The following is a 26656-nucleotide window of genomic DNA, read 5'->3' as shown; positions in this document are numbered from 1 at the left end:
GGGGGACAATAGTGTCTAAACAAGATTCGAGCTTTTTTGTGAGAAGATTGCATTCATTGCTTGGAGTTGTGCCACTTGGTGTGTTCTTAGTTCAACACCTAATTATCAACAACTTCGCAACACGTGGACCAGAAGCATTTAACACGGCTGCTGGATTCATGGGTAACTTGCCTTTTGTTTTAGTTCTTGAAACATTTGTCATTTACTTACCGATTTTATTCCATGGTATTTACGGTGTGTATATTGCATTTACTGCAAAAAACAACGTAGGTCGATACGGTACATACAGAAACTGGATGTTCCTTATTCAAAGAATTACGGGAATTATTGCATTCGTATTTATTGCGATTCACGTCTATCAAACACGTTTCCAAGTACTACTAGGTGCTGAAGTAAACTTTGATATGATGGCAGATATTCTCGGTAGTCCATTTTGGTTTGTATTCTATGTAGTCGGTGTTCTTGCGGTCGTATTCCACTTTGCAAACGGATTATGGTCATTCATGATTACATGGGGAATTACACAATCACCAAAATCTCAGCAAATAATGAGCTATGTTGCGATTATCGTTTTTGTAATTGTTGGATTCATCGGCGTTCAAACATTATTCGCATTTATTTAAAGGAGTGTCACTAATGGCAAATAATAAAGTTATCGTTGTCGGGGGTGGACTTGCAGGTCTAATGGCAACGATAAAAGCAGCAGAAAGCGGCGCACAAATTGATCTATTTTCAATTGTTCCAGTTAAACGTTCACACTCTGTATGTGCACAAGGTGGAATTAACGGTGCCGTAAATACAAAAGGTGAGGGAGATTCACCTTATAAACACTTTGATGATACGGTGTACGGTGGAGACTTTTTAGCCAACCAACCACCGGTTAAGGCAATGACTGAAGCAGCACCAAAAATTATTCACTTACTCGACCGTATGGGCGTTATGTTTAGTCGTACGCCAGAAGGTTTACTCGACTTCCGTCGTTTCGGTGGAACGTTATATCACCGTACGGCATTCGCAGGTGCAACGACTGGTCAACAGTTATTATACGCACTTGATGAGCAAGTAAGAAAATATGAAGTTGAAGGTTTAGTAACAAAATACGAAGGCTTTGAATTTTTAGGTATTGTTAAAGATGATGAAGGTCGTGCACGTGGTATTACTGCTCAAGACATCAAAACGGGTGAAATTCGTTCGTTCGGTGCTGATGCGGTTATTATGGCTACAGGTGGACCTGGTATTATCTTTGGTAAATCGACAAACTCAATGATTAACACTGGATCAGCAGCGTCAATCGTGTACCAACAAGGTGCAGTATACGCAAACGGTGAGTTCATCCAGATTCACCCAACCGCAATTCCTGGTGACGACAAATTACGTCTTATGAGTGAGTCAGCACGTGGTGAAGGTGGACGTGTTTGGACATACAAAGATGGTAAGCCTTGGTATTTCTTAGAAGAGAAATATCCAAACTACGGAAACCTCGTACCAAGAGATATCGCGACGCGTGAAATCTTTGATGTATGTGTAAATCAAAAGTTAGGTATTAACGGAGAAAACATGGTTTACTTAGACCTTTCTCATAAAGATCCACATGAGTTAGACGTTAAACTTGGTGGTATTATCGAAATCTATGAGAAATTTACTGGAGACGATCCACGTAAAGTTCCGATGAAAATCTTCCCAGCAGTACACTACTCAATGGGTGGTTTATATGTAGATTACGATCAAATGACAAACATCCCTGGTTTATTTGCAGCAGGTGAGTGTGATTATTCACAACACGGTGCAAACAGACTTGGCGCAAACTCATTATTATCAGCAATTTACGGTGGTATGGTTGCTGGACCTAATGCGATCGACTATGTGAACTCTTTAGAAACGACTTACGAAGAGTTAGATAGTGCAATTTTTGATGAAGCAGTAAAAGTCGAAGAAAATCGCTGGGAAAACATTCTTAACATGAAGGGTGAAGAGAACGCATATCAATTACACCGTGAACTTGGTGAATTAATGACAAACAACGTAACAGTTGTTAGAGAAAACGCAAAATTAGTTGAAACTGATAAAGAAATCGTTAAATTAATGGAAAGATATCATAACATTAATATGGACGATACGAAGCAGTGGAGTAACCAAGCTGCATTCTTCACAAGACAATTATGGAACATGTTAGTGTTAGCACGTGTAATTACAATCGGTGCATTAAACCGTAACGAATCTCGTGGTGCACACTACAAACCAGAATTCCCTGACCGTAACGATGAAGAATGGCTTAAAACTACAAAAGCGTATTACGAAGGGCCAATGGAAGCACCACGTTTTGAATATGAAGACGTTGATGTAAGCCTAATCCCACCACGCGTACGTGACTATACTAAGTAATCTGAGAGGAGTATTAAAATGGCAGAAACTATTAAATTAAAAATCAAACGCCAAGAAAACCCAGAATCACAAAGCTACTGGGAAGACTTTGAAATTCCTTACAGACCAAATATGAACGTCATCAGTGCGCTTATGGAGATTCAAAGAAACCCTGTGAACGCTAAAGGAGAAAAAACAACACCAGTCACTTGGGATATGAGTTGTTTAGAAGAAGTTTGTGGTGCGTGTTCAATGGTTATTAACGGAAACGCACGCCAATCATGTACTGCGCTAATTGACCAGTACACGCAACCAATCACGTTAGAACCGATGAGCACATTCCCAGTCGTTAGAGACTTACAAATTGACCGCTCACGTATGTTCGATAGCTTAAAACGTGTAAAAGCATGGGTACCAATCGATGGTACATACGATCTTGGTGCAGGTCCTCGTATGCCTGAAAAACAACGTCAAGTTGCATATGAACTTTCTAAATGTATGACTTGTGGTGTATGTTTAGAAGTGTGTCCAAATGTAAACGACAAATCTGACTTTATCGGTGCAGCACCGATTTCACAAGTTCGTCTATTTAACTTACATCCAACAGGACGAATGAACAAAGACGAAAGATTAGATGCGTTAATGGGCAAAGGTGGAGTATCTGAATGTGGTATGGCACAAAACTGTGTTAAAGCATGTCCAAAAGGTATTCCATTAACAACGTCTATCGCTTCTATGCAAAGAGAAACGACATTCCATATGTTTAAATCATTCTTTGGTAGTGACCATGAAGTAGAATAATATACAAAAAGATGTGTTTCGACACATCTTTTTTTATTTCAATTTTTAATTCATGTATAATATAGCCATATAGGTTAAGGTGGGGATAAGTATGCCTTTAAATATGAATAGTGCATCGATTGAAAAATCATTGAGGCATTTATCGGTGCAAGTAAGGCTGTATGGACGTGAAATATTAAAAGAATATAAGCTATCAAAAATTCAATTTATCGCACTACAATGGGTGAGTGATTCGAACGGTCAAACGATCGGAGAGGTAGCTAAAAAGTTAGATCTTGCGTATTCGACAACGACGGATATTATAGACAAACTTGAATGTAGTGGTTTTGTACGTAGAGAGCGTGGTCATAAAGATAAACGTGTCGTTCTCGTAAAAATCGAACAAAAGGGTACGGAACTATTGTCTCAAGTTATTAAAAAGCGCGTACAGTTTATCGAAGAAATTACGTGTGATTTTACTGAAGATGAGAAAGAAATGTTATCCACTCTACTTAAACGAATGATTAGTAAAAGTGAGTCGATGTCATATGAACAATAAGGCGATCGGAGTCATGGATTCTGGGGTTGGTGGATTAACAGTTGTAAAAGAACTCGTACGACAACTACCGAGAGAAAAGATCGTATATTTTGGGGATAGTTTAAGATGCCCGTACGGCGAACGATCGAAAGAAGAAGTGTTATCGTTCACGAAAGAAATATATAATTTTTTAAGTCGTAAAGATATAAAGCTGTTTATCATTGCTTGTAACACAGCGACTGCTCTCGCTATTTCTGAAATTAGAAAGATGATAGATATCCCAGTCATCGGTGTTATTAAACCAGGATCAAGACGTGCATTACAAATTTCAGACAATGACAATATTCTCGTCTTATCTACGCGAGGTACGATGCTTTCACATAAATATAAGTCGACGATACAAAAGATTAATAAATCAGCAATCGTCACAGAGCATGCGTGTCCAGATTTTGTACCACTCATCGAGGCATTTAATTATAAAAATGCTGATATACGAGATAATGTAATTCACGAGACATTAAAGAGCGTTAAAGACACAAATGCAGATACAGTAATTCTCGGTTGCACTCATTATCCGCTAATCAAACAGGCGATTGATGATTATTTTTCAAATAAAAAACATATCGTCGATTCTGGATTAGAGACTGCGAGAGACGTCAGTACGTTACTAGAGTTTAAAGAGTTACTCAGTTCAAACGACGATGAGATCATACACGAGATTTACGTTCACGGTGACCATCAACAATTCGAAGAAATTTTAAACGAATGGATGCCGAATTTTAAATATACGATTCAATCAGTACAATTATAGGAGTATTTTATGAGCAAAATAGTAATTGCAAGTGGTAATAAAGGTAAAATTAATGATTTCAAATCATTTTTTAAACAGTTCGAAGTTGTTGGGATTCAATCTATTTTAGAAGATTTTGATCCTGTAGAAGATGGTGAAACGTTTAAAGATAATGCTTTAATAAAAGCATTAGAAGGTGCAAAACGTACGAATCTACCTGTAATCAGTGACGATTCAGGATTATCAGTAGAAGCGTTAGAAGGTGCTCCAGGAGTAAGATCTGCACGTTTTGCTGGAGATGACGCGACAGATCAAGAAAATAACGAAAAGTTATTACAATTAATGAAAAGTGAAGAAAACAGATCCGCATACTTTACTTCTGTTATTGCGGTCGCATTTCCGGATGGAACAGCGTATACGTATGAGGGCGTTGTATTCGGTGAAATATTAGAAGCACCAGTTGGCACTAATGGATTTGGATACGACCCGCTCTTTCAAACGTTAGATGGTAAAAAGTTTGGCGAGCTATCGACAGATGAAAAATCTGAGATTTCCCATCGAAAACGTGCCATCGACAAGTTATTAGAAGATGAAAACTTATTTAATAGACTTCAAAGTTAGGTGAAATAATGAAAGTATTAATCGTCAGTGATAACCATAGAGAAAAGACAATGATTGAAAAATTGCCTAAAGAAATAGATGCTGATCTATACATCCATCTCGGTGATAGCGAACTATCATCAGAAGATGCTCTACTCGAACCGTATGAGTATGTTAAAGGAAATACGGATTATGATATGAGTTTTAGAACTGAACAATTATATGACGGACTTATTTATTTTACACACGGTCATTTATACCACGTAAATCGTGATCGAAATTTACTCGCTTCAAAAGCGAAAGTACTCGGTGCAATTTATGCGTTATATGGTCATACGCATATCGCTAAAGTAGAAAAAATTAATGACGTTTACTGTATAAACCCAGGATCAATATCCGCTTCTAGAAGTTCTGAGCCAGAAACATATGCAGTATTAGACACTGAAGAGAAAATCGTAACGTTTTATAAAAGAGACGGAGAAGTGTTAAAACAAGTCGAACTCGAGTGAATCAATGAAACACGTATAATTATAAAAAAACATGTTGACATTTAGACGTGCTATTTATTATAATGGTTATTGTGTTCATTGATAGGTCCCGGTAGCTCAGCTGGATAGAGCAATGGCCTTCTAAGCCATCGGTCGGGGGTTCGAATCCCTCCCGGGACGTAATTAAAGCCTGTAACTTCAAAGTTACAGGCTTTTTTATTTTCTTAAATACCTTTATTTATACTTCATGAAAGATTACTTTACTGATTATGTTGGGTATACGATATACACGTATTAAAAAAGTATATAAAGGAGTTTAACGTATGGATAAAAATCATATTATTTTATTGATTAACGAAGATTTAGTCAGTATGGATGAAGAATTTAGAGATGAACCTTATGACATTTATTATCAACCGAATGAAGGGCAAATTTATATGTCTGTAAGTGGTATGGAATACGACGGTTACGATAAAGAGGCGTATATAATTGCTAAAATTGAAAATCAAGAAGTTGTGAATTGGTATATTTAAAAAGCACCCATAATATTGGGTGCTTTACTGCTTATATTAATCTACTAATTTTAGTCTTTCTTTTAGAGCATTAAATATGACTGCACCAATCATACCAACGATTAATGTCGATATGAATATCGCGATGACTGATGGCCAATATGGTATCCCTAATACAGATTTCAGCATGAGTGATACGATAAGCCCACATACAACTGCGTATTGTACGACGTTTATCCATAAGTTTTTAATAAAGTAACTAATTGTATACGAAACGACCGCACATCCTACTCCGACAAGAACGTCGATATACCCGAGTGGTGAAAAGAAGTTTGCAACTGTTACACCTACGATCATTCCAGGTATAAATTTTCGGTTTATAAACGGAAGAATAGCGAGCATTTCTGACACGCGGACTTGTATCATTCCGTGACCGATGGGGTTAATTGTCGTTAAGACGACATACAAAGCGGCGATACATGCATTAATTGCAAGATCTTTTGAAGTAAATTTCATTGTAATTCTCCTTAGTTTTTTATACAGGGAAGTTTTCGAACCTGTTTCAATGTGAAATTATAGCAAAACACATTAAAAATTACTATAGTATAATGAAGACAGTAAAAGATTAGGAGTATATAGATGAGTAAATTTGATGAAATGATTTTAGTAGTAAATAGAAAAGATTTATTTAATGATGAAGCACATGCGTTTAACGGTTTTTTAAGTCAATCTGATGCACGTTTTAATGAAATCACGAAGACGTTAGATGACTATGAAATTAAACGCCGTGGAGATATGGAAGAAGACGAGTCGTATAAACAACTCGTATCATATACGATTGTTGAAAGTGAAGATGAAACGCTCGTTTATAAACGTTTAACAGGTGGCGGTGAATCTCGTCTACATGGACTTCATTCAATCGGTGTCGGTGGACATATGAATGATATTGAATCTGAAGAAAACATTAAAGAAAAAATGTTTGAAAACGCATCGCGTGAACTACAAGAAGAAATTGGCTTAGAAAAGAAAGACTTAAACGCCTTTGAACTAATCGGTTTAATTAACGATGATACAAACGAAGTCGGACGTGTCCATATTGGACTCGTATTTAAAGTAAATGTCGACAAAGAAAAAGTATTTACGAATGAAGAAGACACGCTACAACTTATATGGTCAAAAAGAGAAGAGTTAAAAGAGTTAGGAAACTACGAAACGTGGAGTGAACTCATCATTCGTGATTTATATGAATAATTTAACATCACACCCACGGTTTATTAAAAAAATCGAACGTGATTTAAAAGCACTCTATCATGATAATGATTTTGATTTTTTTATAGATAGATTTGCTGAATATAACACGTTAATAGAACATACAAATATCACTTTAGTCGAAATGTATTATGATGTGTTAATTCAAAAAAACGAATATGAAAAAATGTATAAATACGCACAGCTTTGTTTTCAAACGAAAGAAGTGTCACGCGATGAAGCGGAACTTCATTTGAACATGATCCTTCAAGCGTTATTCAATTTAGAGTTATATGAAGAATTACTCGAATGGTCTAATATCGTTACTGTGACAGGTAAAGAGAGTGGGATGGCAGCCTCACTTATACAATTTGCGACACATTGCAAACATTATGCGACAGAAGAGTTAAAGAAAAGAAATACGATGACGCAACCAAATGAAAATAATGATGAAGTGTTTAATACGGTAGATATTGATATAGATGAGTATTTAAACGCCGAAAATCCGACACTTGTCATCGCTGCGGTTGAGCATTTAATCGATTTAAAAGATGAGACATATGGTGATGATGTTTATAAATTACTTCAATCGGAAAGAGATATGAGTGTAGCATCACTGATGGTCATTTATTTAAAAGAAATAGAGTATGACGGTGTCATTCATCTAGAAAAATTTGGTGAAACGTTTGATGCACATACGAGTGAATTTAAACAATTTGAGAAATCTGCAAAAGTTGAACCGACGATTCGTTGGATCGTCGAAGAGGGTCAGCTTCGCTTTGACCACGAGGAACGCATACAACAAGCGATTGAAATATTTTTAAACATTAGTTTACTATGGTATCCTCTTAAAGTGCCGTTCACACCTAAAGAACTAGCAAAAGGGTTTATATCGTATACAAAAATGTTAAACAACGAATTACCCATGCATTCGTTTAATGGTTTTGTGGCGGATTGGATACTAAAAATTGAAAAAGAAATTCATAAGTAGTCGATACTTTTATTGAAAAATCGATTATGTTACAATGAATAGGTTAATTAAAATGTAAAATAACGGAGGAAATGATTATGTCTCAAACACAAACTTGGGAAAAGAAAGAAGGAAACGTAGGTACATTAACAATTACAGTACCTTCTGAAGATTTTGACAAAGCTTTAGACCAAGCATTCAACAAAGTAAAAAAAGATATTCAAGTACCTGGATTTAGAAAAGGTAAAATTCCTCGTCAAATGTTCGAAAAACGCTTTGGCGTTGAATCATTATATCAAGACGCTTTAGATATCGTTTTACCAGGCGCTTATAGCAAAGCGATTGATGAAACAGGTATTAAACCAGTCGATCAACCGAGCGTTGATGTTAAAGAAATTGAAAAAGGCAAAGATTTAGTACTTGAATTAGAAGTGACTGTAGAGCCAGAAGTAGAGCTTGGTGAATACAAAGGACTTGAAGGTAAAGAAATCGATGCCGAAGTATCTGAAGACGATGTAAACGAACAAATCGAAGCGTTACTCGGTCAATATGCTGAGCTTGTCGTTAAAGATGGCGAAGTTGCTGAAGGTGACGTTGCAAACATCGACTTCAAGGGCTTCGTTGATGGAGATGCATTCGAAGGCGGAGAAATGGAAGGACACGACCTTGAAATCGGTAGTGGTACATTCATTCCTGGATTTGAAGATCAGTTAATCGGTCTTAAAGCTGGAGAAGAAAAAGACGTAGAAGTTACTTTCCCAGAAGAGTATCAAGCAGAAGAACTTCAAGGTAAAGACGCAACGTTTAAAGTAAAATTAAACGAAGTAAAAGAAAAAGAAGCAAAAGAACTCACTGACGAATTTGTTAAAGAAGAATTAGAAGGCTTTGAAGGCGTTGAAACAGCTGACGAAGTTAAAAAACAAATCGAAGAAGACTTAAAGAACTTTAAAGAACAAGAAAGAGATTATGAATTAAGAGAATCTCTCGTTGTTCAAGCAGCTGAAAATGCGAAAATGGAAATTCCTGAAGCAATGGTTGAAAGTGAACAACAAAGAATGCTTCAAGAATACGAACAACGTCTTGCTCAACAAGGGTTAAACTTAGAGTTGTTCGAGCAAATCTCTGGTCAAACGAAAGAAGACTTACTCGAGCAAATGAAAGACGACGCGTTTAAACGTGTACGTACTGGTTTAACTTTACAAGCAATTGCACAAGCTGAAAACATTGAAGCGACTGAAGAAGATGTCGATAACGAATTACAAAAGTTAGCAGACCAATTCCAAATGGCAAAAGACGACATCAAAAAAGTACTCGGTGATTTATCTGTCATTGAAAATGATATTAAAAACCAAAAAGCAATTGAGTTCTTAGTAGATAACAGAAAACAATAAAATCAAGAAAAGCTCTATACATGGATGTGTATAGAGTTTTTTTATCAATACAATTTATTTGAAAGAGTCGGTATAGTATAGTAATATACGTAAGAGCGAAAGGTCGGTGTATACATGTTTAAATTTAACGAAGATGATCAAGATCTAACATGTAGTTTCTGTGGTAAAAACCAAGATCAAGTTCAAAAACTGATCGCAGGAAGTGGCGTTTACATTTGTAATGAGTGTATTGAATTATGCCACGAAATAATAGAAGAAGAATTAAAAGACGCACCACAAGAATTTTTAACTGAGATTCCAAAACCAGGTGAAATTCAAGCAGCGCTTGATGAGTATGTCATCGGACAAGAAAAAGCAAAGCGTGCACTTAGTGTTGCGGTGTATAACCACTATAAACGTATTAACCATGAAAGTGATGACGATGTAGAAATTTCTAAAAGTAACATCGCTTTAATTGGACCAACAGGTTCAGGTAAAACATTACTCGCACAAACTCTAGCACGTACGTTAGAAGTACCGTTTGCGATTGCGGATGCGACAAGTTTAACTGAAGCGGGTTACGTTGGAGATGACGTTGAAAATATTTTACTCCGTTTAATCCAAGCAGCGGATTATGATATTGAGCGTGCTGAAAAAGGAATTATTTACGTCGATGAAATCGATAAGATTGCTCGTAAAAGTGAAAATACGTCAATAACACGCGATGTTTCCGGTGAAGGGGTACAACAAGCATTACTTAAAATTTTAGAAGGAACAGTTGCGAGTGTACCACCACAAGGTGGCCGTAAACATCCAAACCAAGAATCGATTCAAATCGATACGAAAGATATTCTGTTCATCCTCGGTGGAGCGTTTGATGGTATTGAAGAGATTATTAAACGCCGTATTGGTGCGAAAGTAATTGGATTTGGTAGCGGCGAAGAAAATGTCGATATGAATGAAGAGTTAATGGCATTAGTTCGTCCGGACGACTTACAAAGCTACGGGTTAATTCCTGAGTTTATTGGTCGTGTGCCGATTATAGCGAATTTAGAAGAGCTCGATACAGACGCACTGACTTCAATTTTAACAGAACCAAAAAATGCTTTAGTGAAACAATATAAACGTATGCTTGAACTTGATGATGTTGAGTTAGAATTTGATGATGATGCACTCGTTGCGGTCGCGAAACTTGCGATAGAAAGAAAAACAGGTGCGCGTGGATTACGTTCAATTATCGAAGAGCGTATGGTAGACATTATGTTTGACGTACCGTCAAATGATAATATTTCTAAAGTTAAAATTACGAAAGATACGATTGTGAATGAAACAGATCCTTTAGTATATGATGCTGAGGGTAACGAAATTCACTTAAATGAACAGAGTGCATAATTTATTAGGCTGTCTTTTATAAGACGGCCTTTTTTTAGAGGTGGAGTAAATGGAATTAAATCCAAACAAAATTGAATTTTTAATATCGGCAGTAGCAAAAGAGCAATATCCTGAAACAAATTTACCAGAAATAGCGATGGCAGGGCGTTCAAACGTCGGTAAATCGAGTTTTATCAATGCGATATGTGGACGTAAAAATATCGCGAGAATTTCAAGTAAACCAGGTAAAACGGTGACGTTAAACTTTTATAATGCGGATAATCAATTCGTATTTGTCGATGTTCCAGGCTATGGTTACGCAAAGCAATCTAAAAAAGAACGTGAAAAATGGGCATCGATGATAGAGAATTATTTTATTCATAGAGAGACGTTGCATGCGTGTGTTCAAATTATCGATTTACGTCATCCGCCGACAAACGATGACGTTTTAATGTATGACTTTTTAAAGCAACTCGATATACCAACAATTGTCGTAGCAACTAAATCAGACAAATTACCTAAAAGTAAATTACAAAAACACGTATCAATTATCAAAAAAGAATTAGAATTAGAACCTGAAGACGTCATTATCCCATTTTCTTCAACTGAGAAGTACAATGTAGATAAAGTGCTCGATGCAATTGAGGAGAGAATCTAACAAATTATTGAACATTGAGGCAAAACACTCAAAGAAGGTCCTATATTTGATACTATTATATAAGTGAAAATATTTAATTAGTAAGTAAGGGGCAATCTAAATGCATGTTATTGCACTTAGTATAAACTATAGAAAAGCAAGCGTAGATGAACGTGAACAACTTAATTTTAGTGATCATGATATCGTACCAGCACTTCATACGTTACGTGATCAAAAAAGCATATTAGAAGCGGTAATTTTTTCAACGTGTAACCGAACAGAATTATATGTCGTGACTGATCAAGTGCATACAGGATCTTATTACACGAGAAACTTTTTAAGTGAGTATTTTAACATACCACTAGAAACTGTTAAAAACGTGACAGAGTTAAAAGTGAACGATGAAGCAATTCATCACTTATACCGGGTTGCTGCAGGGTTAGATTCAATGGTGCTCGGTGAAACGCAAATTTTAGGTCAAATTAGAGATGCGTTTATACTCGCACAAGAAGAACATACGACTGGCAAGATTTTTAATCGATTATTCAAAGAGGTTATCACAATCGCAAAGCGCGGACATAGTGAAACAGATATTTCTAAAAATGCCGTGTCTATGTCATATGCAGCAGTAGAACTCACTAAGAAGATTTTTACAAATATTCAAGATGTTAAAGTTCTCGTACTTGGTGCGGGAGAAATGTCAGAAGAAACGTTATTAAACTTAACGTCTAATGGTGTGAGTGATGTAACAGTTGTAAACCGTAACAGAGATAACGGCAAACAACTCGCAGAACGTTATTTAGGGCAATTTAGACCGATGGACGAATTAGAAGATGCACTGAAAGATACAGATATCGTCATCTCAAGTACAGGTGCACCGAACTTTATCATTACTGAAGAAATGATTAAAAGAGTCCGTAACGTCGATGATGAGCGTTCACTCATACTTATTGATATCGCTGTACCGCGTGATATCGATCCAAATGTTAATAACGTAAATAACGTCCATCATTATAATGTCGATGATTTAAGTGGAATTGTCGATGATAATTTAAAAAAGAGAAAAGAAGAAGCTAAAAAAATTAAAGCGATGATAGACACATCAATTCAAGAATTTTTAAACTGGGTTGAAATGCAAGGTGTACGACCTGTAATCGAAGCAATGCGTACGAAAGCATTAAACATACATGAAACGACGTTTGAAAGCATCACGAATAAGTTACCAGATTTAACTAAACGTGAAAAGACGATTATATCTAAACATATGAAAAGTATTATTAACCAAATGTTACGTGATCCTATTACGTACACGAAAGAACTCGCGGATGAACGTAAAGGCGCAGTACAGTTAACAGAGCTGGAACATATTTTTGGTATTGAATCTATCGTTGAAGATATTCATAAAAGACATTATGAATCGTTACAAGCGATTGAAAAACTAAGAAAAGAAAAACAAAATGTGAGAAAGTAGGCCAATCATGAAAACAGTTGTAGTCGGGACGAGACGTAGTGGTCTTGCAAAAACTCAAACGATGCAATTAATTGAATCGTTAAAAGAAAAGAATCCAGAAGTAAACTTTGAAGTAAAAGAAATCGTAACTAAAGGAGATAGAATTGTCGACCGTCAATTAAGTAAAGTTGGTGGTAAAGGTCTATTCGTTAAAGAAATCGAACACGCACTAAAAGTTGGAGATATTGACATGGCAGTACACTCGTTAAAAGACGTACCGAGTGAATTACCAGAAGGGTTTAAACTTTCAGCTGTACCAGTTCGTGAAGATAGACGTGACGCATTTTTATCGAATGGAAATGTGTCATTTAAAGATTTAAAACCAGGTTCAATTATCGGAACGTCAAGTTTACGTCGTGCAGCTCAACTTCAACAAATGCGTGATGATATTACGGTGAACTGGGTACGTGGAAACATCGACACGCGTATTCAAAAGATGCGTGACGGTGAGTATGACGCGATCATCCTCGCTGCAGCTGGTTTAAAACGTATGGGCTGGAGTGATGATGTCGTCACTGAATACTTTGATCCTGAAGAATTTATACCAGCAGTTGCGCAAGGCGCATTAGGCGTAGAAATTCGTGAAGATGATAAAGAAATGCACGAAATATTACAGACGATTCACCACGATGAAACAGCAACTGAAACGACAGCAGAGCGTACATTCTTAAAACGAATGGACGGTAGTTGCCAAGTGCCAATCGGAGCAAATGCACAATTTGTAGATGGTGAATTATATTTAACTGGTCTCATTATGAGTGAAGATGGTAATGAGAAGTTTCTCGTTAAAAAATCTGGAGACGATCCGGTTGTACTCGGTAATTTAGTTGCTGACGAAATGGAAAAAATCGGTGCAAAAGAAATTATTGATGAAATCAACAAAAATAAATAAAAGAGTCGTCGTTACTCAAAGTCATTTTAGAGATGTCGAAACATCTTTAGATTTAATTCATCTACCGATTATTACGTTTAAAAAATTACCGTATGATAAATCGATATTAAATAAACAATATGATTACGCCGTAATTACGAGTAAAAACACCGTCCGTTTCTTTAAAGACGAGTTAAATATGCTCGATGTAAAACATATCGCGTCTATTGGTAAAACGACGTCAGAAACGCTCGTCGAAGCAGGATTCCACGTTGACTTTGAACCGAGTGATTATACGCAAGAAGGGTTTAAAGAAGAGTTTAAAGTGGAAAAGGGAATGCGTGTACTTTATCCAGCGAGTAAAGATAAGCGTTCAATTATGCGAGATTACTTTATAAGTGAAGGTGCAGAACTAACGGATTTACCGTTATATGCTCCCGCATCGAATGATATTACGATAAGAGAGTTAAAACGTATACTATGTGATATTGACGGTATCACATTTTCTAGTCCGTCTGGAGTCCACGCTTTTATGGAGCATTTTAATAGAGAAGACTTAACAGACTTAAAAGTAATTTCTATTGGGCACGTCACTCAAAGTGCTTTATTATCTTACGGTGTAAAAACGAAGATACCAAAAGAAGCGACATTAGAAAGTATGATTAACGAAATGGAAAAGGAGTTTCAAAATGAAATTTGATAGACATCGCAGATTAAGAAAATCAGAATTTATGAGAGATTTAGTGAGAGAAACATCATTACGTAAAGACGATTTAATTTATCCGATTTTCGTCGTGGAACGTGATAACGTAAAAAAAGAAATTCCATCGATGAAAGGTGTTTACCAAATCTCGTTAAATTTACTTGAAGAAGAACTAAAAGAAGTTTATGAACTCGGTATTAAATCGGTTATTTTCTTCGGTGTGCCAAACCATAAAGACGACGTTGGTAGTGGTGCATATGATGAAAATGGGATTGTTCAAGAGGCATGTAAACTATCTAAAAAATTATATCCTGATTTAATTGTTATTTTAGATACTTGTCTATGTGAATACACAGATCATGGACATTGTGGTGTCATCGATCCAAACACGAAAGACGTTGATAATGACAAAACATTACCTCTCTTAATTGAAACAGCTGTTTCACAAGCAAAAGCTGGTGCAGACATTATTGCACCATCAAACATGATGGATGGTTTTGTTACAGAGATTCGTAAAGGATTAGATGATGCAGGGTTTTATCATGTTCCGATTATGAGTTACGGTATTAAATACGCATCTAAGTTTTATGGTCCATTTAGAGATGCAGCAGAATCTACACCATCATTTGGTGACAGAAGAACATATCAAATGGACCCGGCAAACCGTTTAGAAGCATTACGAGAGTTAGAGAGTGACACACGTGAAGGTGCAGATATGATGATTGTAAAACCTGCACTCTCATATCTTGATATTATCCGTGACGTGAGAAACAATTCGAATTTACCAATCATTGCATATAACGTCAGTGGTGAATACTCGATGACTGTTAATGCGATCGAACAAGGTTTACTAGATGAAGATGTTATCGTAGAACAAATGTTATCTATTAAACGTGCAGGTGCGGATATGATTATTACGTACTTTGCAAAAGACTTATGTAAAAAAATTAACGAAGGAGCAATTTAACGATGTACGAAAAATCGAAACAATTATTTGATGAAGCAGTTCATTTAATGCCAGGTGGGGTTAACTCTCCAGTTCGTGCGTTTAAATCGGTAAATATGGATCCGTTATTTATCGACAGCGCAAAAGGTGCGAAAGTGAAAGACGTTGATGGTAACGAGTATATTGACTACGTATTAAGCTGGGGTCCGTTAATTTTAGGTCATACTGATGAAGAGGTTGTTGAAGCGATTAAACAACAAGCTGAAAAAGGGTCTTCATTCGGTGCACCTACAGCAGTAGAAAACGAACTCGCAAAACTCGTCATCGACCGTGTACCGTCAGTTGAAATGATTCGTTTTGTATCTTCAGGTACTGAAGCAACACTTGCAGCACTTAGACTTGCTAGAGGTTATACAAACCGCAATAAAATCTTAAAATTTGAAGGATGCTACCACGGGCATAGTGACTCACTGTTAATTAAAGCAGGTAGTGGTGTTGCGACACTTGGTTTACCAGATTCACCAGGAGTTCCTGAAGGTACAGCTAAAAATACGATTACTGTTCCATATAACGATAAAGAAAGCTTAAAAGTCGCATTTGAACATTACGGTGACGACATTGCAGCGGTGATTATGGAACCAGTCGCAGGTAACATGGGAGTTGTTCCTCCAGTAAATGATTTCTTACAATATGTGAGAGACATTACGAATGAATATGGTTCACTATTAATTTTCGATGAAGTAATGACAGGTTTTAGAGTCGGATATAACTGTGCACAAGGATACTTTGGTATCGATCCAGATATTACTTGTTTAGGTAAGGTCATCGGTGGTGGATTACCTGTCGGTGCGTTTGGTGGTAAAAAAGAAATTATCGAACGTATCGCACCGGCTGGAGATATTTACCAAGCAGGTACGTTATCAGGGAACCCACTCGCGATGACAGCTGGATTACACACGTTAAAACAACTCAATAAAGAGAGTTATGACCACTTTAATCATTTAGGAGATATGATTGAAGAAGGACTAACAGAAGTCTTTAAAGAGTTTAACGTACCATTTACAATTAACCGTGCAGGTTCTATGATTGGATTCTTCTTAACAGGTGGTCCAGTTGAAAACTTTGAAGATGCAAATGGATCAGACTTAAAATTATTTGCTAAACTATATCCTGAAATGATTAAAGAAGGGGTATATTTACCTCCATCACAATTCGAGGGAATGTTCCTTTCAACAAAACATACTGAGGAAGATATTAAGTTTACAATTGAGGCGTTTAGAAACGCACTTTCACGTATTATGAAATAGGTATTGCTTTCGTTAGAAAAAATGTGCATAATTTAATATATAAATATGTAAGAGAGTAGGATGACTATGCCAATTCAAAAGAAAGATAAAAGACAACCTGCTTCAGAACGATTAGTATATTGGTTAATGCCTGTAGTAGCGTTTCTTTTACTGTTACCAGTACTTATTTATCATCTATAAGAGACAATACCTCGAGATTTCTCGAGGTATTTTTATATTGAGGTGATGGTGTTTGAGATTTTTAAAATTATTATGTCTTCTTGTGTTTATCGTATTAATAGGTGCTGTATTTAAGTTTTTCTCAATACCACTCGCATACTTGTTTGCGTCAATTATCGGAACGCTATTATTTATACGTATTATCGATAATGATATATATTTTCCAAAACCATTTGCGAATTCCGGTGTATTTGTAATGGGGATTCAAATTGGTACATCATTTACATTACCCGCGATTATTAAAATGACAGATGACTGGTACAATATCGTTATTATTACAATTTTAACGCTTCTGCTCGCTTTACTTTTATCAATACCATTTCGCTATTTAACGAATTCAACGATTGAAACAGCAGTACTTGCAAGTGTTCCAGGTGCTTTAAGTCAGATGATTATAATGGCAGAAGAAAATAAAAACGCCGATTTACTGCTCGTTTCTTTAACACAGACTTCGAGAATCGTTTTTATCGTCATATTAGTGCCGATGATTACACATTTTTCTCAAAGTACTTCTGTCAGTAAAATTACTGAAGTGCCAAACTTATCTGAAGTGTTTTCAGTATATATGTTACTCATACCAATAGCAGGATATGTGATGTATCGTTTATTACGTAGGATAAAATTCCCAGCAGCAATCTTGCTCGGTCCAATGGTCCCAACAATCGTATGGAATTTAATAACGGAAGCACCATTTACGCTAGATTTTGTGCTCATTGCATTTGCACAAATTTTATTCGGTATTCGAATTGGAATGCAGATTACGACGTTATTTAGTCAACTTTCATTACGTGATATATGTGCAATTGTCATACAAAACATCGGTTTAATTGTCGGAAGTATGATACTTGTTATCATCTATACGATGTTTACGTCTCATGAATTTACGAATTTATTTTTAGCGGCAGCTCCAGGAGGTCTCGCTCAAATTATCGTCGTTGCGATGGAGAGTGGTGGAGATATTGCGATGATTTCAAGTTATCACTTGTTTAGAATATTCTTTATCATCCTAATTGTCGTACCGATCGTTCATTATCTTTTAATGAGACCACGTGCTCAGAAAAGTTGACTTAAACGCGTGAATACAATAAAATTAACGTAGTTAAATATGAAGAGTAGAAGTAGTAGTATCATAAATGTCTTCAGAGAATATGCGGTTGGTGAGAGCATAGTCATAGTGATATGAAGTAGTCTACGTGTAGCATTTATCTTGAATGTATAGTAAAGATAGACGTTTAGTGAGCGTTAATCATAATTAAGTGTGGCATATTTATGCCAAATTTAGGTGGTACCACGGTAATCCCGTCCTATTTAGTAGGGCGGGATTTTGTCATTTAAAGAAAGAGGTTGATATAGATGGATATGCCAACGAAGTATAATCCAACAGAAGTTGAAAAAGGAAAATATGAAACATGGGTGGAAGCAGGTTATTTTGAATCAGATGTAACGTCAGATAAACCACCATTTACAATCGTTATCCCACCGCCAAACGTAACAGGTAAGTTACATTTAGGTCACGCATGGGATACGACACTACAAGACATTATTACACGTCAAAAGCGTATGCAAGGTTTTGATACGTTGTACTTGCCTGGTATGGACCATGCCGGTATTGCAACGCAAGCACGTGTAGTACAACGACTTAAAGAAGAAGGCATTGATATTCACGATTTAACACGTGAAGAATTTTTATCTCACGCGTGGAACTGGAAAGAAGAATATGCAGGCCACATCCGTGATCAATGGAAAAAATTAGGTCTAGGATTAGACTATAAAAAAGAAAGATTCACATTAGATGAGGGGCTTTCTAAAGCAGTACGTAAAACGTTCGTTAATATGTATAACAAGGGACTCATTTACCGCGGTGAATACATCATTAACTGGGACCCAGAAACACGTACAGCGTTAAGTGATATCGAAGTTATTCATAAAGAAATCGAAGGTAAATTTTACCATATAAAATATCCATACGCGGATGGTAGTGGTTATTTAGAAATCGCAACGACGCGTCCTGAAACGATGCTCGGTGATACTGCGGTTGTCGTACATCCAGACGATGAAAGATATCAAGATATTATTGGTAAAACAGTAATTTTACCACTGATGGAACGTGAAATTCCTGTGATTACTGACGATTACGTCGATATAGAATTTGGTACAGGTGCAATGAAAGTCACACCAGCGCACGACCCGAATGACTTTGACTTAGGTAATCGTCACAATTTAGAACGTATTAACGTTATGAATGAAGATGGTACGATTAACGAACTCGGTGGGGAATTCGTTGGAATGGACCGCTTTGAAGCACGTAAAGCGATTGTGAAAGAATTAGAAAAAAGAGACCAACTCATTAAAATAGAATCCCACATGCATAGTGTCGGACACTCAGAACGTAGTAATGCAATTGTCGAGCCGTATTTATCGACGCAGTGGTTCGTTAAAATGGCACCACTTAGAGATGAAACACTCGAAAACCAAGAGACGGACAATAGAGTTCATTTCGTACCGAATCGTTTTGAAGGTACGTTTAACCGCTGGATGGAAAACGTTCATGACTGGGTAATTTCAAGACAGTTATGGTGGGGGCACCAAATTCCAGCATGGTACCATAACGAAACTGGTGAAATGTACGTCGGCGAAGAAGCGCCAGAAGATATCGAGAACTGGACGCAAGATAAAGACGTATTAGATACTTGGTTCTCAAGTGCATTATGGCCGTTTTCTACGTTAGGTTGGCCAGAAGAAACAGATTTACTTAAAAAATATTATCCAACGAACGTACTCGTTACTGGATATGACATTATATTCTTCTGGGTATCGCGTATGATCTTCTCAGGTCTTGAGCAAACTGATCAGCGTCCGTTTAACGACGTATTGTTACATGGACTTGTACGTGACGAACAAAATCGTAAAATGTCTAAATCTCTAGGTAACGGAGTAGATCCAATGGATGTTATTGATAAGTACGGTGCAGATGCACTTAGATTCTTCTTATCAACTGGATCAACACCAGGTCAAGATTTACGTTATAGCGATGGAAAAGTAGAATCTGTGTGGAACTTTATCAACAAAATTTGGAATGCATCACGATTTGCGTTAATGAATATCGGTCCAGATTTTAAACATGCAGACATAAATTTAGAGGGCGCAAAAACAGTTGCGGACGAGTGGATTTTAACGCGCTTAAACGATACGATTCGTGAAGTGACTCGTCTATTTGAAAAATACGAATTCGGTGAAGTTGGTCGTATTTTATACCACTTCATTTGGGATGATTTCTGTGATTGGTACATTGAAATGTCTAAAATCTCAATGAACGAAGGTACTGAAGAAGAAAAACAAATGACGCGTTCAGTATTACTTTACACACTTGATAAAATTCTAAAAATGTTACATCCGTTTATGCCGTTTGTCACTGAAGAAATTTACCAAGCGATTGATAATAGTCAATCTATCGTCGTGAGTGAGTGGCCGACGGTTGATGCGTCACTATCTAACGAAGAAAGTAATAAGACGATGAGTTTACTCGTAGACATTATTAAATCAGTACGTCAAACTAGAAATGAAGTGAATACACCACTATCTAAGCCAATCGATATTAAAATTGAGATTAAAGATGCAAACAGTCGAGCGCTTATTGAAGAAAACAAACACTATATTACACGATTTACAAATCCTGAAACGTTAGAAATCAGCGAAAAAGTGAACATTCAAGACGATGCAAAAACTCAAGTCGTTAAAGGTGCGACTGTCGTTTTACCACTTGAAGGTTTAATCGATATAAACGAAGAAATCGAACGTTTAGAAAAAGAACTCGAGCGTTTAGATGGTGAATTAAAACGTGTTAAAGGTAAATTAAGCAATGAAAAATTTGTGCAAAATGCACCGGAAAAAATCGTAAATGAAGAGCGTGAAAAAGAAGCTTCATACAAAGCGCAATATGAAGATGTCGAAGTTCGACTAAACGGGTTAAGAGGTAAGTAACATGAATTATGATGAGACGTTAGAATGGATACACAATAGAGGAAAGTTCGGCATCAAACCAGGCGTTAAACGCATGGTTTGGATGCTGAATGAACTAGATAACCCACAAGACAATATTACAGGCGTACATGTCGTCGGTACGAACGGTAAAGGTTCTGTCGTATCGTATATACGAAGTGCGTTAAATGAAAATGAGTATTCAGTTGGAACGTTTACTTCGCCTTATATTGAAGTGTTCAATGAACGCATTTCAATCGACGGTACGCCGATTTCTAACGAAGATCTCGCACACGTTGCCAATATCGTACGTCCTGTGAGTGAACGAATGGCTGAAGAAACTGAACTTGGACAAGCGACAGAATTTGAAATTATTACGGCGATGATGTTTGTGTATTTCGGTAATGTCCATCCAGTAGATATCGTAGTAGTTGAAGCGGGAATAGGAGCAACACATGACTCAACAAATGTGTTTAAACCAGTCATGACTATTTTAACGAGTATCGGTAAAGATCATACAGATATATTAGGAGAGACCCTCGTTGAAATTACGAAAGACAAAGCTGGGGTCATTAAAGAAGATACTCCGCTTGTGTATTTTGTTGACGATACTGAATCAAAACAAGTCATTTACAAAGTATTAGAAGAAAATCATGCGAAAGGTATAGAGCTCGGAAGAGATATTATTTTACTAGATAATGAACAGGAGTTTTCGTTTAAATATAACGATTATGATTTTAACGATATACAGTTAAAAATGCTCGGATACCATCAAATGCAAAACGCGAGCTTAGCACTAGCAGCACTTCTTGAAATGCATGATTTAGACATTGTAAATTTAGATATGAATAAAACAGTCCACGGTGTAGAAAACGTGACGTGGGTCGGGCGAATCGAAGTATTACAAGAAGATCCGACGATTATTATAGACGGAGCGCATAATAAAGAAGCGGTTGATGTTTTAATTAAAACGATCAAAGATAATTATGCGGATAGAAAGATTACAGTTCTATTTTCATGTGTCGACGGAAAACCAATTCAATATATGGTCGATGAACTCGCATCAATTGCAGATGAATTTGTCGTGACTGAATTTGATTTTTATCGTAAAAAACCAGTTCAAGACATTTATGATGCCGTGAATCATCCGAATTTAAAACAAGTCGATGATTATATAAAATTTGTCGATCAGTTTGATGGTGATGTATTGCTTTGTACAGGTAGTTTATATTTCATCAGTTATATTAAACAACACTTTTCTAACAAATAAAAAAATCCCAAATTAGTATTTACTAATTTGGGAATTTTTTTTACTCTTCATCACGTAAATATTTTTGTTCTTCTTTAGCGTCTTGAAGTTTAAGTTCTTCTAAGATTTCACGTAATAATAATACTTCTTCTGCAGTTTCTGGTTCTTCTTCTTTTTCTTCAAAGGCACCGAATGTAGCTTTGTTTACGATTTTAACAAACATAAACACAGCAAAACCGATGATTAAGAAGTCGATAATTGATTGAATGAATACACCGTAAGTAATACCGTTCCATTCCCATGCAGATGCGAAATCTGTGTTACCAAATATTAATGCAATAAGTGGCATGATAATATTCGCTACAAGAGAATCGACGATTTTACCAAATGCTGCACCAATTACGACCGCTACTGCTAAATCTAATACGTTTCCGCGCATCATAAATTCTTTAAATTCTTTAATCATTAAATACACTCCTAAATTAAAACCTTTATATATTATACATTAAAATGATGAAAAGTATATGTTTACATCCATAATAAACGAATTGTTATTGTTTTATTCTTTTCCATAACTAAATCTTATACTTAGATATAGGTAGTTCGTATTGAAAAATAATGTTTATATGTTTCAAAATGAGCTGTAAACAGTTACAATTAAATTAACGTATATATTCTGGGGGGAAATTTTATGGCAAACAATTTACAAGAAAATGCAAAGCGCACATTGAATGTAAATGGGGTTGAGAAGACATACTACTCACTCAGATCTTTAACAGATGCTGGGTATAGCGATGTTGAACAGCTACCATATTCTATTCGTGTATTATTAGAATCTGTGTTACGTCAATACGATGGACATTCTATTCAAGAAAAACATATCGAGTCTCTTGCGAACTGGGACAAAGGTGATTTACAAGGTAAAGAAGTACCGTTTAAACCATCACGTGTAATTCTTCAAGACTTTACAGGTGTACCAGCTGTCGTGGACTTAGCGTCATTACGTAAAGCGATGAATGACAAAAACGGTGACATTCAAAAAATTAACCCTGAAGTACCAGTGGACTTAGTCATCGACCACTCAGTACAAGTTGATGCATACGGTACACATAGTGCACTCGTTAAAAACATGGAATTAGAATTTGAAAGAAATAAAGAGCGTTACGAATTTTTACGCTGGGCAGCTGAAGCGTTTGATAACTATCAAGCAGTGCCACCAGCTACAGGTATCGTTCACCAAGTAAACTTAGAGTACTTAGCAAACGTCGTACATGACCGTGATGATGTCGTATTCCCTGACTCACTCGTTGGTACAGACTCACATACGACAATGATCAACGGTTTAGGAGTACTTGGATGGGGTGTTGGCGGTATCGAAGCTGAAGCAGGAATGCTCGGTCAACCAAGTTACTTCCCATTACCTGAAGTTATTGGTGTTAAATTAAAAAACCAATTACCAGAAGGTGCAACAGCAACAGACTTAGCATTACGTATCACTCAAATGTTACGTGAGCACGGCGTTGTTGGTAAATTCGTTGAGTACTTCGGTGAAGGGGTATCAAACTTACCACTTGCTGACCGTGCAACGATTTCAAACATGGCGCCAGAATACGGTGCAACGAACGCATTATTCCCAGTCGATGAGGAAACGTTAAACTATTTAAGACTGACAGGTCGTTCTGAAGATCATATTGAATTAGTTGAACAGTACTTAAAAGAAAACGACTTATTCTTTAATCCAGATAAAGAACCGACATATTCAGAAGTGCTTGAGCTAGATTTATCAACAGTAGAGCCTTCATTATCAGGACCAAAACGTCCTCAAGATTTAATCTTACTTTCAAAAATGAAAGAAGAATTCGAAGCATCTGTAACGAGAGAAAACGGTAACCACGGTCACGGATATTCTAAAGAAATCTTCGACCAAAAAGTCGACGTTGAGTATAACGACGGTGGAAAAGAAACTCTTAAAACAGGTGACTTAGTCATCGCTGCGATTACATCTTGTACGAACACATCTAACCCGTACGTAATGTTAGGTGCAGGATTAGTTGCTAAAAAAGCAGTGGAAAAAGGATTATCAGTTCCTAAGCACGTGAAAACTTCACTTGCACCAGGTTCAAAAGTAGTTACTGGTTACCTTGAAAACTCAGGTCTTCAAGAGTATCTAGATAAGCTAGGGTTTAACACTGTTGGTTACGGTTGTACGACATGTATCGGTAACTCAGGTCCATTACGTGACGAAGTAACAGAAGCAATTACTGAAAACGACATGCTCGTGTCATCAGTATTATCTGGTAACCGTAACTTTGAAGGGCGTATCCACCCACTAGTTAAAGCGAACTACTTAGCGTCACCACAGCTCGTAGTTGCTTACGCTTTAGCAGGTACAGTTGATATCGACCTTTATAACGATCCGATTGGACAAGATAAAGACGGTAACGACGTATTTATGAAAGATATCTGGCCATCAATTCAAGAAGTTAGAGATACTGTGTATGAAACAGTAACACCAGAATTATTCAAACGTGAATACGAGACAGTGTTTACTTCAAACGAAACGTGGAACAACATTAAAGTAACAGATGCACCATTATACGACTTCTCTGATGATTCAACGTATATTCAAAACCCAACATTCTTCGAAGATTTACCTGAAGAAGCGGGCAAAGTTGAAGCATTAAATGACCTTAAAGTTCTTGCGAAGTTCGGTGACTCTGTAACGACAGACCACATTTCTCCAGCAGGTGCGATTGGTAAAGATACACCAGCAGGTAAATGGTTAATTGAACAAGGTGTATCACCACGTGACTTTAACTCATACGGTTCTAGACGTGGTAACCATGAAGTAATGGTACGTGGAACATTTGCGAACATTCGTATTCGTAACCAAGTTGCACCAGGAACTGAAGGTGGATACACAACTTATTGGCCAACTGGCGAAGTAATGAGTATTTACGACGCAGCTATGAAGTATAAAGAAGACGGCACTGGTTTAGTTGTACTTGCTGGTGACGACTACGGAATGGGATCAAGCCGTGACTGGGCAGCTAAAGGTACAAACTTACTCGGTGTGAAAGCAGTACTTGCTGCATCATACGAAAGAATTCACCGTTCTAACTTAGTTATGATGGGTGTATTACCGCTTCAATTCGTTGAAGGTAAACACGCTGAAGACTACGGTTTAGAAGGAAACGAAACGTTTAACATCCCTGTAAACGAAGATGTTAAACCAGGAGATATCATTACAATCACTGCGACTAAAGAAGATGGAAGCACTGTAGATATCGATGTTAAAGTGAGATTTGACTCTGAAGTAGAAGTAGACTATTACCGTAACGGTGGTATCTTACAAATGGTACTTAGAGACAAACTTAAAAACTAATTTGTCGAATATAAAAGGCCAAGACATTTGTCTTGGCCTTTATTTCTTTTTAAATAAGTATGCTTTTGGTTCAGTTTTGTTTTTAATCCGCTTCATGTTTGGTATGTGTTTAAAGACGATAAGTATAAATAGTATTCCTGATACGATTTTAAGTGCTAAGTTATTTGTAAACAACGATAGTATAAAGAGCATCGTTACGCCAGATACACTTGCAAGTGATACGTAGTGGAATACAGTTAAGACGATTAAAAAACAGAGTAAAATAATTAAAAAGATGAGAGGCGCAACGGCCATGATCACACCGGCACCAGTTGCGACAGCTTTTCCACCTTTAAACTTTAAAAATATAGAATATACATGGCCAAGTGCTGCACATAATCCAAATATAATGACCGGTATATCTACGTTCGCCCACATCGCTACATATACTGGAATTGCACCTTTTAAAAAGTCTAATATTAAGACGATAACCCCTGATTTCTTACCTAAAATTCTAAACGTATTCGTCGTACCGATATTACCGCTTCCGTGTTGTCTTATATCGACGTTATAAAACACTTTTCCGATAATGTAAGCAAACGGAATCGCGCCAAAAATATATGAAGCAATAAGTAAAACGATTGTTGATAATTCCATTTGACACCCTCATTTTTAATAGTAGGTAATAATATTTTAACACATCTCGCTCGTGTGTATATAATTATTAATGAAGCGTCTATAATAATGTTATGTAAACTTATAAAATATGTTAGAGGTTTTCAAATTGAGGGAAGTACTATAAAATATAAGAAGAGATTTTAATTCGAACGTATGTTTGTAGGAG

At 36.6% G+C, this 26656-nt stretch carries 25 protein-coding genes, 1 tRNA gene, 1 riboswitch and 1 other annotated feature; of the genes, 23 read left to right on the top strand and 3 right to left on the bottom strand.

The features are described from left to right. The first annotated feature begins 11 nt into the window (after positions 1-11). The 9 genes from HMPREF2767_RS04720 to HMPREF2767_RS04680 all read left to right on the top strand — a co-directional run bounded on the left by HMPREF2767_RS04720 (position 12) and on the right by HMPREF2767_RS04680 (position 6090). Positions 12-623: a succinate dehydrogenase cytochrome b558 subunit gene (locus HMPREF2767_RS04720; protein ID WP_068129345.1), complete on the top strand. Its 612-nt coding sequence runs from the start codon at positions 12-14 to the stop codon at positions 621-623. A gap of 13 nt (positions 624-636) precedes the next feature. Continuing rightward, on the top strand, positions 637-2382 hold the full coding sequence (sdhA, locus tag HMPREF2767_RS04715) for a succinate dehydrogenase flavoprotein subunit (protein WP_070622772.1): 1746 nt from the start codon (positions 637-639) through the stop codon (positions 2380-2382). Between the two features lie 18 nt (positions 2383-2400). Next, positions 2401-3162, top strand: a complete 762-nt coding sequence (sdhB, locus tag HMPREF2767_RS04710; RefSeq protein ID WP_040928684.1) for a succinate dehydrogenase iron-sulfur subunit — start codon at positions 2401-2403, stop codon at positions 3160-3162. Between the two features lie 91 nt (positions 3163-3253). Beyond that, entirely contained in the window at positions 3254-3700 is a 447-nt protein-coding gene (locus tag HMPREF2767_RS04705) for a MarR family winged helix-turn-helix transcriptional regulator (protein ID WP_070622771.1), read from the top strand. Then, the gene (gene racE, locus HMPREF2767_RS04700; protein ID WP_070622770.1) at positions 3690-4490 is read left to right on the top strand and encodes a glutamate racemase; all 801 of its coding nucleotides are present in this window, start codon (positions 3690-3692) and stop codon (positions 4488-4490) included. Before HMPREF2767_RS04705 ends, racE begins: the two co-directional genes overlap by 11 nt. A 9-nt stretch (positions 4491-4499) precedes the next feature. Then, the gene (gene rdgB, locus HMPREF2767_RS04695) at positions 4500-5090 is read left to right on the top strand and encodes an RdgB/HAM1 family non-canonical purine NTP pyrophosphatase (protein WP_070622769.1); all 591 of its coding nucleotides are present in this window, start codon (positions 4500-4502) and stop codon (positions 5088-5090) included. An 8-nt stretch (positions 5091-5098) separates the two neighbouring features. After that, the gene (locus HMPREF2767_RS04690) at positions 5099-5578 is read left to right on the top strand and encodes a metallophosphoesterase family protein (protein WP_246828766.1); all 480 of its coding nucleotides are present in this window, start codon (positions 5099-5101) and stop codon (positions 5576-5578) included. 85 nt (positions 5579-5663) lie between these two features. Further along, positions 5664-5737 (top strand) — tRNA-Arg (locus HMPREF2767_RS04685). 143 nt (positions 5738-5880) lie between these two features. Further along, positions 5881-6090, top strand: a complete 210-nt coding sequence (locus HMPREF2767_RS04680) for a hypothetical protein (protein WP_068129357.1) — start codon at positions 5881-5883, stop codon at positions 6088-6090. Between the two features lie 36 nt (positions 6091-6126). Here the strand turns inward: HMPREF2767_RS04680 and HMPREF2767_RS04675 are convergent, their stop codons facing one another. Then, positions 6127-6585: a QueT transporter family protein gene (locus HMPREF2767_RS04675; RefSeq protein ID WP_068129359.1), complete on the bottom strand. Its 459-nt coding sequence runs from the start codon at positions 6583-6585 to the stop codon at positions 6127-6129. Positions 6586-6590: 5 nt separating this feature from the next. Then, positions 6591-6635, bottom strand: a riboswitch (PreQ1 riboswitch). Between the two features lie 73 nt (positions 6636-6708). On the opposite strand from HMPREF2767_RS04675, the gene HMPREF2767_RS04670 reads away from it, so the two are divergent. The 13 genes from HMPREF2767_RS04670 (at position 6709) to HMPREF2767_RS04610 (ending at position 22469) form a co-directional block, all read left to right on the top strand. Beyond that, positions 6709-7320, top strand: a complete 612-nt coding sequence (locus tag HMPREF2767_RS04670) for an NUDIX domain-containing protein (protein WP_070622767.1) — start codon at positions 6709-6711, stop codon at positions 7318-7320. Beyond that, complete coding sequence (locus tag HMPREF2767_RS04665) at positions 7313-8308, top strand: hypothetical protein (protein WP_070622766.1); 996 nt, start codon at positions 7313-7315, stop codon at positions 8306-8308. The genes HMPREF2767_RS04670 and HMPREF2767_RS04665 overlap by 8 nt, the downstream gene beginning before the upstream one ends. Positions 8309-8385: 77 nt before the next feature. Beyond that, positions 8386-9678 carry a trigger factor gene (tig, locus tag HMPREF2767_RS04660; RefSeq protein ID WP_070622765.1) on the top strand — a complete coding sequence of 431 codons (1293 nt, stop codon included), beginning with the start codon at positions 8386-8388 and terminating at the stop codon, positions 9676-9678. A 114-nt stretch (positions 9679-9792) separates the two neighbouring features. Further along, positions 9793-11049, top strand: coding sequence for an ATP-dependent Clp protease ATP-binding subunit ClpX (clpX, locus tag HMPREF2767_RS04655; RefSeq protein WP_070622764.1), 1257 nt, complete (start codon positions 9793-9795; stop codon positions 11047-11049). Between the two features lie 49 nt (positions 11050-11098). Then, complete coding sequence (gene yihA / locus HMPREF2767_RS04650; RefSeq protein WP_070622763.1) at positions 11099-11686, top strand: ribosome biogenesis GTP-binding protein YihA/YsxC; 588 nt, start codon at positions 11099-11101, stop codon at positions 11684-11686. A gap of 100 nt (positions 11687-11786) precedes the next feature. Further along, on the top strand, positions 11787-13136 hold the full coding sequence (gene hemA, locus HMPREF2767_RS04645) for a glutamyl-tRNA reductase (protein ID WP_070622762.1): 1350 nt from the start codon (positions 11787-11789) through the stop codon (positions 13134-13136). A gap of 7 nt (positions 13137-13143) precedes the next feature. Then, positions 13144-14067 (top strand): hydroxymethylbilane synthase, encoded by a 924-nt coding sequence (hemC, locus tag HMPREF2767_RS04640; RefSeq protein ID WP_040928670.1) that lies wholly within the window; start codon positions 13144-13146, stop codon positions 14065-14067. Next, the gene (locus HMPREF2767_RS04635; RefSeq protein ID WP_083302057.1) at positions 14045-14746 is read left to right on the top strand and encodes a uroporphyrinogen-III synthase; all 702 of its coding nucleotides are present in this window, start codon (positions 14045-14047) and stop codon (positions 14744-14746) included. The genes hemC and HMPREF2767_RS04635 overlap by 23 nt, the downstream gene beginning before the upstream one ends. Next, positions 14736-15716, top strand: a complete 981-nt coding sequence (gene hemB / locus HMPREF2767_RS04630; RefSeq protein ID WP_070622761.1) for a porphobilinogen synthase — start codon at positions 14736-14738, stop codon at positions 15714-15716. Before HMPREF2767_RS04635 ends, hemB begins: the two co-directional genes overlap by 11 nt. A 2-nt stretch (positions 15717-15718) precedes the next feature. Next, positions 15719-17002 carry a glutamate-1-semialdehyde 2,1-aminomutase gene (gene hemL / locus HMPREF2767_RS04625; RefSeq protein WP_070622760.1) on the top strand — a complete coding sequence of 428 codons (1284 nt, stop codon included), beginning with the start codon at positions 15719-15721 and terminating at the stop codon, positions 17000-17002. A gap of 262 nt (positions 17003-17264) precedes the next feature. Next, positions 17265-18287 (top strand): AbrB family transcriptional regulator, encoded by a 1023-nt coding sequence (locus HMPREF2767_RS04620; protein WP_168162122.1) that lies wholly within the window; start codon positions 17265-17267, stop codon positions 18285-18287. Positions 18288-18320: 33 nt separating this feature from the next. Then, positions 18321-18531 (top strand) — a binding site (T-box leader). A gap of 43 nt (positions 18532-18574) precedes the next feature. Beyond that, positions 18575-21202, top strand: coding sequence for a valine--tRNA ligase (locus tag HMPREF2767_RS04615; RefSeq protein WP_070622758.1), 2628 nt, complete (start codon positions 18575-18577; stop codon positions 21200-21202). Position 21203: 1 nt separating this feature from the next. Further along, positions 21204-22469, top strand: coding sequence for a bifunctional folylpolyglutamate synthase/dihydrofolate synthase (locus tag HMPREF2767_RS04610; RefSeq protein ID WP_070622757.1), 1266 nt, complete (start codon positions 21204-21206; stop codon positions 22467-22469). A 40-nt stretch (positions 22470-22509) separates the two neighbouring features. Here HMPREF2767_RS04610 and mscL read toward each other — a convergent pair whose 3' ends face one another. After that, the gene (mscL, locus tag HMPREF2767_RS04605; RefSeq protein ID WP_070456671.1) at positions 22510-22914 is read right to left on the bottom strand and encodes a large conductance mechanosensitive channel protein MscL; all 405 of its coding nucleotides are present in this window, start codon (positions 22912-22914) and stop codon (positions 22510-22512) included. Positions 22915-23139: 225 nt separating this feature from the next. Between mscL and acnA the strand changes: the two genes are divergently transcribed. Continuing rightward, positions 23140-25833: an aconitate hydratase AcnA gene (gene acnA / locus HMPREF2767_RS04600; protein WP_070622756.1), complete on the top strand. Its 2694-nt coding sequence runs from the start codon at positions 23140-23142 to the stop codon at positions 25831-25833. Positions 25834-25872: 39 nt separating this feature from the next. On the opposite strand, the gene plsY is transcribed toward acnA, so the two are convergent. Further along, complete coding sequence (plsY, locus tag HMPREF2767_RS04595; protein WP_070622755.1) at positions 25873-26469, bottom strand: glycerol-3-phosphate 1-O-acyltransferase PlsY; 597 nt, start codon at positions 26467-26469, stop codon at positions 25873-25875. Between the last annotated feature and the right edge of the window lie 187 nt (positions 26470-26656).

It is taken from the genome of Nosocomiicoccus sp. HMSC067E10, assembly GCF_001810835.1.
In the GTDB taxonomy this organism is placed as follows: domain Bacteria; phylum Bacillota; class Bacilli; order Staphylococcales; family Salinicoccaceae; genus Nosocomiicoccus; species Nosocomiicoccus ampullae_A.
Note: the sequence above shows the minus strand (reverse complement) of the source record. Positions and strands in the feature narration are given on the sequence as shown.